Genomic DNA, 12,099 nt, shown 5'->3' with positions numbered 1-12,099 from the left:
GGCGGTTGTGAGGGCAGGCGGGGCGATCACCGGTTGGACCGGACTGGCGGCGTTGCTGCTGTTGCTGCTGCTGTTGTGCGCGGCCAGCATCGGCCTGGGCGCGGGGTCGTTCTCGTTCGCCGCGCTGGCCGGCGGGCCTGACGCCGAACGCGCCTGGCGCCTGCTGCTGGTGAGCCGCGTGCCGCGCACGCTGGCGCTGCTGCTGGCCGGCATGGCGCTGGCGGTGGCGGGGCTGATCATGCAGATGCTGGTGCGCAACCGCTACGTCGAGCCGACCACGGCCGGCACCGTCGAATCGGCCACGCTCGGCATCCTGGTCGTGACCCTGCTGGCGCCGGACACGCCGGTGATCGGCAAGATGCTGACGGCCACCGGCTTCGCGCTGGCGGGCTCGCTGCTGTTCCTGGCGCTGTTGCGGCGCGTGCCGCTGCGCACGCCGTTCATCGTGCCGCTGATCGGCCTGATCCTGGGCGGCGTGATCCACGCCGTCACCACTTTCGTCGCCTACCGCTACGACCTGCTGCAGTCGCTGCACGCCTGGACCACCGGCGATTTTTCCGGGGTGCTGCGCGGCCGCTACGAACTGCTGTGGATCGGCTTCGGCCTGGCGGCCGCGGCCTATCTGGCGGCGGATCGCTACACCGTGGCGGGCATGGGGCGCGAGTTCGCCGCCAATCTCGGCCTGAACCATGCGCGCCTGACGCTGGTGGGCCTGCTCATCGTGTCGGCGATTTCCGCGGTGGTGGTGGTCACGGCCGGCGGCATTCCCTTTCTGGGGTTGATCGTGCCGAACGCCGTCAGCCTGGTGCTGGGCGACAACATGCGCCGCTCGATTCCCTGGGTGGCGATGCTGGGCGGCGTGTTCGTGCTGGCCTGCGACATCATCGGCCGGCTGGTGATCCATCCCTACGAGGTGCCGCTGGGCACGGTGGTGGGCGTGGTCGGCAGCATCCTGTTCCTGTGCCTGCTGCGCAGCCGGGGAGCGCGCCGTGGCTGAGTTCATCGCGCGCGCCGTGCCGCTGCGTTCGCCCCAGGCGTGGCGCCTGGCGCTGCTGGCCGTGGCCGCGCTGTCGTGCGTTGTCGGCTTCATGGCGTTGGGCGCGAACGGCCAGTGGGCCTTCGTGCTGCCGTTTCGCGGCGCCAAGCTGGTGGCGATGCTGCTGGTGGCGTACGCGGTGGCGGTGTCGTCGGTGCTGTTCCAGACCGTCACGCACAACCGCATCCTGACGCCGGCCATCATGGGTTTTGACGCGCTTTACCTGCTGATCCAGTCGGTGGTGGTGTTCGGCTTCGGCCAGGCGGCGGGCGCGGTCAACCATCCGGTGGCGGCCTTCGTGCTGGAAGTGTGCGCGATGACGGCGTTCGCCTGCCTGCTGTTCCGCTGGCTGTTCACCGACGCCGTGCGCAGCCTGCATTTGATGATGCTGGTGGGCATCATCTTCGGGCTGCTGTTTCGCAGCCTGTCCAGCTTCGTGGTGCGACTGATCGATCCGAACGAATTCCTGGTGCTGCAGGACCGCCTGTTCGCCAACTTCAATTCGGTGCGCACCGAACTGCTGCCGATCGCGCTGGCGGCGGTGGCTGCCGCCACGCTGCTGGTGTGGCGCATGCGGCGCCGCTATGACGTACTGGCGCTGGGCCGCGAGATCGCGCTGAACCTGGGCGTGGACTACCGCCGCACCCTGCTGCTGACGCTGGCCGCCATCGCCGTGCTGGTGTCGGTGTCCACCGCGCTGGTGGGGCCGGTGACGTTCTTCGGCCTGCTGGTGAGCAACCTGGCCTACCAGGCGATGGGGTCGGACCGGCATCGCCACACCGTGCCCGCCGCGGTGCTGCTCAGCGTGATCTTCCTGGTCGGCGGGCAGACGCTGCTGGAGCGGGTGCTGCAACTGAGCACCACGGTCAGCGTGGTCATCGAATTCGTGGGCGGAGTGATGTTCCTGGCCCTGATCTTGCGCAGGGGACGCCAATGATCGATATCCAACAAGTCAGCAAGCAGTACGGCGACAGCGTGGTCGTGGACCAGGTGTCGCTGGCCTTGCCGGCCGGCGGCGTGACCGCCATCATCGGCCCCAACGGCGCCGGCAAGTCGACGCTGCTGTCGATGATCAGCCGGCTGCTGCCGATGTCCGCCGGCCGCATTCAGGTGGACGGCCTGGACGTGACGCGCAGCGACAGCCGCGAATTGGCGCGGCGCCTGGCCATCCTGCGGCAGGACAACCACCTGCCGCTGCGCCTTACGGTGCGCGACCTGGTGGCGTTCGGCCGCTATCCGCATTCCGGCGGGCGGCTGACGCTGGACGACAAGGCGCATATCGACCGGGCCATTGCCTATCTGGACCTGGAACCGCTGGCCGGCCGCTACCTGGACGAGATGTCCGGCGGCCAGCGCCAGCGCGCGTTCGTGGCGATGGTGCTGTGCCAGGACACGCGCTACGTGCTGCTGGACGAGCCGCTCAACAGCCTGGACATGAAGCACGCCGTGGCCATGATGGGCACGCTGCGCCGCGCCGCCGACGAGCTGGGCAAGACGGTGGTGCTGGTGCTGCACGACATCAACTTCGCCTCCAGCTACGCGGACCGCATCGTGGCGATGAAGGCGGGCAGGGTGGCGCACTGCGGCACGCCCGCCGAATTGATCCGCCCCGAGGTGCTGGGCGCCTTGTATGAACTGCCGATAGACGTGCACGAGATCGACGGCAAGCGCATCTGCGTGTATTACCGCTGAAAACCGCCATGACGCGGGCGCGATTCGCGCGCCCGCGTCGACTGCGATGCGTTGCCTTCAACGCGTCACTTTCACCGCGTCAACATCAACGCATGAGTCTCAACGCGTCAGGTCCACCGCGTAGCGCGACAGCTGCGTCGTCGCGTCCGGCGTCGGGTCGTACACCGACACGTTGGTGACGCCATGCGCCGTGGCCAGCGCCAGCGTGTTCGGCACCGACGCGAACACCACCGGGCCGGCCAATGCCGCCACGGGCTTGAAGCCCCAGCTGCGCGCCAGGCCGTAGGTGGCCAGGTCCAGGTTGGGGTGCTTCTTGATGTAGCTGATCAGCACGTCGCGGCTGGCGTCGGGCGCCTGCAGCACGATGTCGCCCTTGCCGCCGGCCAGTCCCGGGAAGTCGCCGCCGCCGCTGGCGCGGTAGTTGTTGGTGACCACCAGGAATTGCGCCGCCGGATCCAGCGGCGCGCCCTGGTAGGTCAGCGCGGTGATGCGCGAGCCCTTGGGTTGCGTCACGTCGATCTGGTAGCGCAGGGCGTTGCCTTCGGCGTAGAGCACGTCGAAGTTGAAGGTCGGAAAGCCGGTGTCGATCAGGTCCTGCGGCGCGACCTGGGCCGGATCGATGCGCTTGAACTGTTCCGCCGTCTTCTCCAGCCACTGGCGCACGATGTCGCCGCTGACCCGCACCACCTGCAGGGTGTTCGGATACAGGTACAGGTCGGCCGCGTTGTTGATGGCGATGTTGCCTTGCGGCACGAAGGTGAAGTCGCCCGGGCCGTTGCGTCCGCCCTTGAACGGCGCGGCCGCCGACAGGATCGGCAGGCCGGCGTAGGCGGGGCTGTTGCGGGCGATGTAGTCCTTCAGGTAGTCGATCTGCGCCATGTTGACGATCTGCAGCGCCGACACGTCGCCGGCCAGCGCGTAGTAGGTGGCCATGTCGAACTGGCTCTGGCCGATCGGCGTCTTGACGTAGGCGATGGTGGCGCTGTGCTCGGCCTGCACCAGTTGCTGCGCGGCGCTGTCGGGCGCGACGTAGGTGGCGGGCGTGCCGCCGTTCTGCGCGGTCAGGCGGGTCGGGATGCGCTGCACCTGGGTGGCGTTCTTCTGCACCTTCCAGCCCTGGTCGTAGGCCAGCTTCAGCGTGATCTGGCCGAGGTTGTTGCCCCATTGGCCGGCCTGCACCGCGGGCACGCCGTTGATCAGGCCCTTTTCGAGGTCGATGCCCGGCTGGCCGGCGAATTGCGACTTGGGATTGGTGTCGGGAAACAGCAGGTGCTGGTGCCCGGTGATCAGGGCGTCGATGCCCGCCACCTGGCTCAGGTAGCCCGCGCCGTTTTCCATGGACGGACTGTAGGGCGTGACCAGGTCGATGCCGCCATGCGCCAGCGCCACGACCAGGTCGGCGCCCGCCGCCTTCATTTCGGGCACATAGCGCGCGGCGGTTTCCTTCCAGCCGGCGACGGTCACGTGGCCTTCCAGGTTGGCCTTGTCCCACTGCATGATGGGCGGCGGCGCGAAACCGATCACGCCCACCTTGAGGGCGACGTCGAGCGCCTTGCCATCCGGGCCGGTTGCCTTGAAGGTGCGCGTCAGCAGCGTCCACGGCTTGAAGATCGGTTGTTGCGTGGCGGCCGCCACCACGTTGGCCGACACGAACGGAAAGCCCGGCGCGGCGCAGTCCTTGGCGCCGGTCGGGTTGGTCTGCGCCGTGCCCTTGCCGATGCCCGGCAGGCCGAAGTCCACGTTGGTGACCTGCGACAGATAGGGCAGGCCATAGTTGAATTCGTGGTTGCCGAGGGTGGCCGCGTCATAGGCCAGCAGCTTCATCTGCTTGTAGATCGCCAGCATGTCCGAGCACTGCACCGGCGCCACCAGCGCCTGGTAGTCCGACAGGGCGGTGCCCTGGATGGTGTCGCCGTTGTCGAACAGCAAGGTATTGGCGTGCTGCTTGCGGGCGTTGCGGATCAGGGTGGCGGTGCGGTCGACGCCGTAGCTCTTGTCCTCGGCCAGCTTGTAATAGTCGTAACCCAGCACGTTGGCGTGCAGGTCCGTGGTGGCCAGGATGGCCAGGTCGAGCGTGGCGCCCCGGGGCACCGACGCTGGCGGCGCGTCGTCGTCATCGTCATCGCTGCCGCCACAGGCGGACAGGCTGGCCAGCAGCAGGGCGCTGGCCGACAGTGCAAAGATCTTTCGGAGGGGCTGCTTCACCGTCGTTCCTTTCGTGTCGGGGGAACGCAAAATTCTGGGGACGGGTTATGACCCGCTGGTGACATGCGGACCGCCGGCAACGCCGCGCACGCGTTGCATGGGCAAGCTTAAAAACATCTGAATTGGACGCGCGTCTCATTTATCGTCGTCTCAAGGCAACGGAACGATAAAAGCATTGCGACTGATTCTCGTTGTCAAGAGAATGGCGAATCCTTCCATTTCAAACGACTTCGATACTCGCTGGCCATGCACGTCCTTCGTCCCCTCTCCGCCGCCTTGCTCGTCCTGGGCCCGCTGGCCCCCCTGGCCGCCCAGGCCCAGGCGGCTGCGCCCACCGCCACCTTGCCCGCCGTCAGCGTCGTCGGCACCGATGACACCGCGCAAAGCTACAACCCGCCGGCGTCCACCAGCGCCACCAAGATCGACGCGCCGCTGCGCGACATTCCGCAGACGGTGAACGTGGTGCCGGCGCAGGTGCTGCGCGACCAGCACGCCATGTCGGTGCAGGACGCGCTCAAGAACGTGCCCGGGGTCAGCTTCTCGACCGGCGACGGCCAGCGCGACCAGGTCTCGATCCGCGGCTTCACCGCCATCGCCGACCAGTTTGTCGACGGCTTCCGCGACGACGCGCTGTACTTCCGCGACCTGTCCAACGTCGAGCGCATCGACGTCATCAAGGGCCCGGCGGCGGTGTTGTATGGCCGCGGTTCGTCCGGCGGCCTGATCAACCGCGTGACCAAGAAGCCGGGCGAAGACATTTCGCAGGTCGGCCTGAGCTACGGTTCGTGGAACGACCGCCGGCTCGACCTGGACCTGGGCCGGGCCAACGAAAGCGGCAGCATGGCCTGGCGCCTGACCGGCGCGGTGGAGAAGGGCGACAGCTATCGCGACAAGCAATTCATCGACCGCAAGGCGATCGCGCCGTCGGCCCAGTTCAAGCTGGGCGAGAACACTACCTTCCTGCTGCAGACCGAGTTCCTGGAAGACCGCCGCCTGACCGACTTCGGCATCCCGGCCTACCATGGCCGTCCGGTCGACGTGGACCCGTCGACCTACTACGGCGCCGAGAACGCGCGCGATACCGACTACACCCAGACCCGGGTGCAGTCCTACGCCGCCACGCTGACGCACCGCTTCAACGACAACTGGTCGCTGCGCAACGCCACGCGCTACTACCACTACACGCTCAACCGCAACAACACGCTGCCGGGTTCGGTCAACGAAGCCGCGCGAACCGTGTCGCTGACCCACGGCAACGTGCTGCGCGACGAGCACGGCTGGACCAACCAGACCGAACTGATGCAGCGCGTCCAGTGGGGCTCGGTGCGCCACGACATGCTGTACGGCATCGAGGTGGGCCAGCAGAACAAGGACCTGCTGAACTGGTCGGCCGCCAACGTCGCGGTGGTCGACCTGTTCGACCCGCGCCTGCCGACCTTGCAGCGCCAGGTGAGCGGCGCGCCGGGTTCCGACAGCCTGGGCCGCTTCAACACCCTGGGCCTGTACGTGCAGGACATGATGTCGCTGGGCGAGCACTGGAAGGTGCTGGCTGGGGTGCGCCACGACCGCTTCGAGCAGGAAACCGAGGACCGCCGCAGCGGCCGCAACCTGTCGCGCACCGACTCCAACTTCAGCCCGCGCCTGGGGCTGGTGTTCCAGCCCGACAGCGTGCAGTCGTATTACGTGTCGTGGAGCCGTTCCTACCAGCCCTCGGGCGAGACCTTCGCGCTGGCGGCCAACAACGTCGACCTGGCGCCGGAGAAGACCACCAACTACGAAGTCGGCGCCAAGTACGATTTCCTGGATGGCAAGCTCTCGACCACGGTGTCGGTGTTCCGCCTGGAGCGCACCGACATCAAGGTCACCAATCCGGTGACCAACACGCTGGTGCCGGTGGGCACGCAGCGCACCGACGGCGCCGAATGGACCCTGTCGGGCGACCTGTCCCACGGCTGGCGCGCGATGCTGGGCTATGCCTACCTGGATGCGCGCGTGACGCAGTCGGTGGCGCGCGACGCCGGCAAGGACGTGCAAGGCAAGCGCGCCACGCTGACGCCGCGCCATGCCGGCAACGTCTGGATCACCAAGGACCTGGGCGAGGGCTTCGGCGTCGGCGCCGGCTTGAACCTGGTGGGCGCGCGCTTCGCCAATCCGGGCAACACCGTCAAGTTGCCCGGTTACGTCACGGCGGATGCCGCCGCGTGGTGGCGCCAGGGGCCGTATTCGGTGCAGTTGAACGTCTACAACCTGTTCGACGCCGGCTACATCGTGTCGGCGCACGGCAGCAGCCCCAACCTGAACATGCCCGGCGCGCCGCGCAACGCCATGCTGAGCCTGCAGTACCGCATGTAGTAGGGGCAAGCGTCCGCGCGCCGGTCCGGCGCGCGCAGGGCGGATCAGCGCAGCGGCGATTCCGCCGTCAGGCTGTCCGTTTCCAGCGCCGCCAGCGCGTCCAGGAAGCGCCACGCGAACGAACCCGGGCCTTCGGCCAGCGCGCCGGCGCGGCGGCCGGCGATGCCGAAGCAGGACAGCGCCGCCACCGCCGCCGTGTAGGCGTCATCGCGCGCCACCGCCGCGAAGGCGCCGACCACCGCCGTCAGTGCGCACCCCGTGGCGGTGACCCGCGGCATCAATGGCGAACCTCCGGTCACGCGCACCTCGCGCCGGCCGTCCGTGACGAAATCGACTTCGCCCGTCGCCGCCACCACCGTGCCGCGCGCCCGCGCCAGTTCGCGCGCGGCCGCTTCGGCCAGTTGCACCGGATCGCGCGCGTCCACGCCCTTGCTGGCGCTCTGGCCGCCGGCCAGGGCGATGATCTCCGATGCGTTGCCACGGATCACCGTGGGCCGCAGGTCCAGCAGGCGCCGCACCGCGTCGCGCCGGAAGCCGGTGGCGTGATGCGCCACCGGATCCAGCACCCAGGGCGTGCCGGCCTTGGCCGCCGCGGCGGCCGTCAGTAGCATGCTGTCCAGCCAGGGGGATGAGAGCGTGCCGATGTTGATCACCACCGCGCCGCTGATGGCGGCAAATTCGGGCGCTTCCTCGGCCGCGTGCACCATGGCCGGCGACGCGCCGATCGCCAGCAGCGTATTGGCCGCGGTATTCATCGACACGAAGTTGGTCAGGCATTGCACCAGCGGCGCGTCGCGGCGCACGGCCGCGTACAGGTCGCGCGAGGCGAGCGCCAGCTGGGACAGGGTGGGGGCGTTGGAGGCCATGCCGCAGGTCCTTGCAAGGGGACAACGGGCGGGGCGGGGCGTCATGGCGCGGCATTGCGGGCCGGCGGGTTGCGCACCTTCCCTACGCCAGCATTGTCTGGATCAGGTTCGACGGGTCTCTCGCGCCGCGCGCCGCGCGCGGGGCGCGGCCGCCATCGGAATCTCAGCTTCTTGCCGAAGCTCCCCGGGTGGATGGGGCTATGTTCGAAGGAGGTAGGGGGGCTTGTCAAGCCAGCCGGGCGCGGCGGACGGCGCTTCTGTCATCATGGCGGTTCGACACGGGGAGGAATGGGGAATGCAGACCCACGATGAGGCGTTGAGCGCGCAGGACCTGTCATGGTTGCGCCGACATGCGCGCCATCACGTGGCGGACACGGTGCTGGGCGGGGTGTTCTTCACGTTGTTCTTCGCCATGACGGCATTCCTGGCCTGGCTGTGGCTATCGAATGCCACGAGCATCGCGCGCGATCCGGTGCTGTCCGCGATGATTCTGGTGCTGGCTGGATTCACGCTCTATCTCGGCCGCCGTTTGCTGCGCGGCCCGGCGGCCCGCCAGCGCCTGCGGCAGGTGCTGCGCGGCGCCGTGCCCAAGCAGGTCGTCACCGGCGCGGTCACCGATTTCGCGCCGGCCCCCGGCGGCGGCGTGCGATACGGCATCGATGGCCGCAAGCTGGAGGTGGCGCTGCCATTCATGAACGGCTTCACGATGCCGGGGGACGGGGGCAGGAGCCCCGAACGCTGCGCCGCCCGGCTCGGCGCGCCGCTGCGGCTGCACCTGCTGGCGCTGTGGCCGGGCGAGGCGCCGGTGCTGCTGCGCGCGGACTACGACGGTCCTGGCGATGTGCAGAAGGCCTTCGAGGCCCTCAGCGATGCCGATCGCGCGCAGGTGCGCAACGGCGACACCCTGTTGCGCAACACGTTCCTGGGCGCGGCGCTGATCCTGCTGGGAGGAGGCTGGTTCCTGTGGCCGCTGTATGGCGTTGCCGCCTTGTGTCTGCTGGCCGGCCTGTGGGTCGGGTGGTCGAGCCGGGCGCTGCGGCGCGCCACGGTCAAGTATGGCGTGCGCGGACGGGTCGACGAGGTCCTGACCTACAAGGTGCGGACGCCGGAGTCGACGTCGTGGACCGCCGTGCATGCCTATCGCCTGGGCGGTGAGCTGTATAGCGTCAGCCACGGCGGCGGGCCGGCCCAGCCCGGCGAAAGGGTGACGTTCGAATACCTGGACCGGGGCAGGAAGGGGTTGCGGCCGTTGTTCTTCCGCCGCGAGGGCGGCGCGCCGCAGGCCGCGGCCCACATGGTCGCCAACGACCGCGCCGGGCCTTGATTGCCGGGCATGGCGTGCTGCAGCGTCCGCGGTTCTGTCATCATGCCGGACACGCAAAAGAGGGGAGACACGAATGACCGGATTTCTTCGCGCCCGGATGGTGCCGGAACTGCTGGTGGCCGACCTGCCGCGCAGCCTGGCTTTCTGGATGGACCATTGTGGATTCCAGATCGCCTATCGCCGCGAGGCCGAGGGGTTCGTGTACCTGGACCTGGATGGCGCGCAGTTCATGCTGGAAGAAGTGCGCGGCGACGACAACTGGATTACCGCTGCGCTCGAGGCGCCGCGTGGCCGCGGCGTCAATTTCGAGATCAAGGTGTCCGCCATCGAGCCTTTGCTGGAACGCTTGGCGCGGGCACGCTGGCCGTTGTACCGGGAACCGGAAGAGCGCTGGTACCGCAGCGACGCCGTCGAAGTGGGGGTGCGCCAATTCCTGGTGCAGGATCCGGACGGGTATCTGCTGCGATTCTCGGCCAGGATCGGCGAGCGGCCGGCGGCAAGATGAAGCCGCGCGCCGTGCTCCTGCTGCTGGCGCTGCTCTGTACGATGACGGCGCACGCGGCGAACTATCCGTGTTCCGGCAGGAAGTCGTACCCGCGCAAGTGACGCAACCCCGTCAGGCGGCCGGGCCCTTCAACTGCCGCCAGACTTTCGCCAGGATGCCCTGCAAGGCCTTGCGGTCGTTCTCGTCCAGGCAATCCACCAGCGACGCGCACATGGTCCAGAACGCCGGCAGCGCCTGCGTGAGCAGTTCGCGTCCGGCGTCGGTCAACGCCAGCGAGATGCTGCGCCGGTCTTCGTGGTTGAGCGCGCGCGTGAGTAGTTCGCGCTTTTCCAGCCAGTCCAGCAGGCCCGTGACCGTCGAGCGCGTGACGCCGAAATAGTCGGCGATGTACGACGGCGTCACCGCGCGGCTGTCGATCAGTCCGCGTTCGGCCAGGCCGAAGATCATCAACACGTCGAGCTTGCTTTCCGATATGCCGAATGGCGCCAGCGCGGCGTTGGCGCGCTGTTCGACGTCGTCGGCCAGCCATAGCAGCAGCAGTCCCAGTCCTGCCGCGCCCGCGTCGGTGCCGCGCGCGGCGGTTTGCGCCATCAGCGCCAGGTGTGGCCGGGCGGCGGCGGCGGCGCCGTCGCGCTCGGCGCGGGCCTGGCGGGTGGCGGGGATCCCGGGCAATTCCGGCGCGACACGGGCGTCTGCCGGAGGGGGGGCCTTGGCGGCGCGCCCGGCCTTGGCAGCCGGGGCGGCGGGAGCGGGGGACTTGCGGACGGGCATGGGGCAGGGTTGTCGCGGGGAATGAGGGAAGCCGGGGCGGCAAATTCGGATTATACGTCGATCAAATAATACGATTTGCATATAGTACGTTTAACGTACTATATTCGCCGCTGCGGCGTTCATGCCGTGTCCGCAGCCCCGGCGCCGTCGCCCGGCGCACTGCGCTGCCCCTAACGAGGAGACTCCCCATGCCCGTCAAAGTGCTTGAACTTCACCACGTCGGATTCGGTGTGAACCACGCCCAGGCCGACGCCATGCTCGATTTCTACCGCGATGTCCTGAACCTGCCGCAGGATCCCGCGCGCTGGAAGATTCCGGGCATCTATGGTTCGTGGATCAACCTGCCCAATGGCACCCAGCTGCACATCCTGGGCAGCGAGGGCCCGTCGCGCTACGCCAAGGGACCGGGCAAGGATCCGGTGTCCAACCACATCGCGCTGGCGGTCGAGGACGTGCTGGCCGCCGAGCAGGAACTGATCGCCCGCGGCATCGAGTACTTCACGCTCGACAACGTGGCCTCGCCCAGCCTCAAGCAGCTGTTCCTGCGCGACCCCGCCGGCAACCTGGTGGAACTGCACCAGTCCAGCGCCCGCCGGGCCGGCGTCGAAAAGCCGGAGCAGGATCCGGCGCGCGCGGGCAACGAATAAACGACCAGGATCTGCCAGCCCATGTACTTCGACATGCAAGCGCTCAGCGGTGAGCAGCGCAGCAAACTCATGCATTCCACCGTCCTGCCCCGGCCCATCGCCTGGGTCGGGTCGCGCGATGCGCGGGGCGCGTTGAACGTCGCGCCGTTTTCCTTTTTCAACGTGATGTCCGGCGATCCGCCGATCCTGTGTTTCTGTGTCGGTTCGCGCGATGGGCGGCTGAAGGACACCGCGCGCAACATCGCCGCGCGCGGCGAGTTCGTCGTCAACCTGGTGTCGGCGACGCAGGCGCGCCGCATGAACGTGACCGCCATCGACTTCGATGCCAGTATCGATGAGTCGATGGAGGCGGGGCTGCTGCTGGCGCCGGGCCGCAATGTGGATGTGCCCCGGATCCAGGACAGTCCCGCGTCGATGGAGTGTCGCGTGCGCCAGCTGGTCGATATCGATGCGCGCCGCACGCTGGTCATCGGCGACATCGTGGGCATGCACCTGATCGACGCGGCCGTGACCGATCCCGATCGCATGTTCATCGATCCCTTGCCAATGCAGCTGATCGGCCGGCTGCACAATCCGGGCTGGTATTGCGAAGTGACGCGCGCCTTCCAGATGGCGACGCCGTCGGTGGCGCAGTGGCGCCAGATGCAGCAGGACGGCGTGGCGCAGCAGTACCTGGAGGAATCGCCGGTTCCTGCGTAAAC

Annotated in this window: 11 protein-coding genes and 1 riboswitch; of the genes, 8 read left to right on the top strand and 3 right to left on the bottom strand. The window is 68.3% G+C overall.

All coding sequences use genetic code 11. The features are described 5' to 3' along the window. The first annotated feature begins 7 nt into the window (after positions 1–7). Genes ACUTAG_RS01945 through ACUTAG_RS01935 form a run of 3 tightly spaced genes read left to right on the top strand, consistent with a single transcriptional unit; the run spans position 8 to position 2,728 of the window. Entirely contained in the window at positions 8–997 is a 990-nt protein-coding gene (locus tag ACUTAG_RS01945; protein WP_054445143.1) for an ABC transporter permease, read from the top strand. Further along, entirely contained in the window at positions 990–1,973 is a 984-nt protein-coding gene (locus ACUTAG_RS01940) for an iron chelate uptake ABC transporter family permease subunit (RefSeq protein WP_172999565.1), read from the top strand. Before ACUTAG_RS01945 ends, ACUTAG_RS01940 begins: the two co-directional genes overlap by 8 nt. Next, a complete protein-coding gene (locus ACUTAG_RS01935; protein ID WP_006384963.1) occupies positions 1,970–2,728 on the top strand; it encodes an iron ABC transporter ATP-binding protein in 759 nt (252 codons plus the stop codon). Before ACUTAG_RS01940 ends, ACUTAG_RS01935 begins: the two co-directional genes overlap by 4 nt. Before the next feature lie 99 nt (positions 2,729–2,827). Here the strand turns inward: ACUTAG_RS01935 and ACUTAG_RS01930 are convergent, their stop codons facing one another. Further along, positions 2,828–4,933 (bottom strand): 5'-nucleotidase C-terminal domain-containing protein, encoded by a 2,106-nt coding sequence (locus tag ACUTAG_RS01930; protein WP_148318035.1) that lies wholly within the window; start codon positions 4,931–4,933, stop codon positions 2,828–2,830. 246 nt (positions 4,934–5,179) lie between these two features. Between ACUTAG_RS01930 and ACUTAG_RS01925 the strand changes: the two genes are divergently transcribed. After that, positions 5,180–7,285, top strand: coding sequence for a TonB-dependent receptor (locus ACUTAG_RS01925; RefSeq protein WP_148318033.1), 2,106 nt, complete (start codon positions 5,180–5,182; stop codon positions 7,283–7,285). Between the two features lie 44 nt (positions 7,286–7,329). On the opposite strand, the gene thiM is transcribed toward ACUTAG_RS01925, so the two are convergent. Further along, complete coding sequence (gene thiM / locus ACUTAG_RS01920) at positions 7,330–8,151, bottom strand: hydroxyethylthiazole kinase (RefSeq protein ID WP_148318031.1); 822 nt, start codon at positions 8,149–8,151, stop codon at positions 7,330–7,332. A 61-nt stretch (positions 8,152–8,212) separates the two neighbouring features. Then, positions 8,213–8,348, bottom strand: a riboswitch (TPP riboswitch). A 98-nt stretch (positions 8,349–8,446) separates the two neighbouring features. Here thiM and ACUTAG_RS01915 point away from each other — a divergent pair. Further along, positions 8,447–9,475 carry a hypothetical protein gene (locus tag ACUTAG_RS01915; RefSeq protein WP_148318029.1) on the top strand — a complete coding sequence of 343 codons (1,029 nt, stop codon included), beginning with the start codon at positions 8,447–8,449 and terminating at the stop codon, positions 9,473–9,475. Positions 9,476–9,548: 73 nt separating this feature from the next. Further along, on the top strand, positions 9,549–9,980 hold the full coding sequence (locus tag ACUTAG_RS01910) for a bleomycin resistance protein (protein ID WP_026384284.1): 432 nt from the start codon (positions 9,549–9,551) through the stop codon (positions 9,978–9,980). Between the two features lie 111 nt (positions 9,981–10,091). Here ACUTAG_RS01910 and ACUTAG_RS01905 read toward each other — a convergent pair whose 3' ends face one another. After that, a complete protein-coding gene (locus tag ACUTAG_RS01905) occupies positions 10,092–10,751 on the bottom strand; it encodes a MarR family winged helix-turn-helix transcriptional regulator (RefSeq protein WP_148318026.1) in 660 nt (219 codons plus the stop codon). Positions 10,752–10,939: 188 nt separating this feature from the next. Between ACUTAG_RS01905 and ACUTAG_RS01900 the strand changes: the two genes are divergently transcribed. Together ACUTAG_RS01900 and ACUTAG_RS01895 are read left to right on the top strand one after the other, a co-directional pair. After that, the gene (locus tag ACUTAG_RS01900) at positions 10,940–11,398 is read left to right on the top strand and encodes a VOC family protein (protein WP_020928292.1); all 459 of its coding nucleotides are present in this window, start codon (positions 10,940–10,942) and stop codon (positions 11,396–11,398) included. 21 nt (positions 11,399–11,419) lie between these two features. Beyond that, the gene (locus ACUTAG_RS01895) at positions 11,420–12,097 is read left to right on the top strand and encodes a flavin reductase family protein (RefSeq protein ID WP_053500703.1); all 678 of its coding nucleotides are present in this window, start codon (positions 11,420–11,422) and stop codon (positions 12,095–12,097) included. Positions 12,098–12,099 lie beyond the last annotated feature (2 nt).

The organism is Achromobacter sp. CSND-B12 (assembly GCF_052906545.1).
Note: the sequence above shows the minus strand (reverse complement) of the source record. Positions and strands in the feature narration are given on the sequence as shown.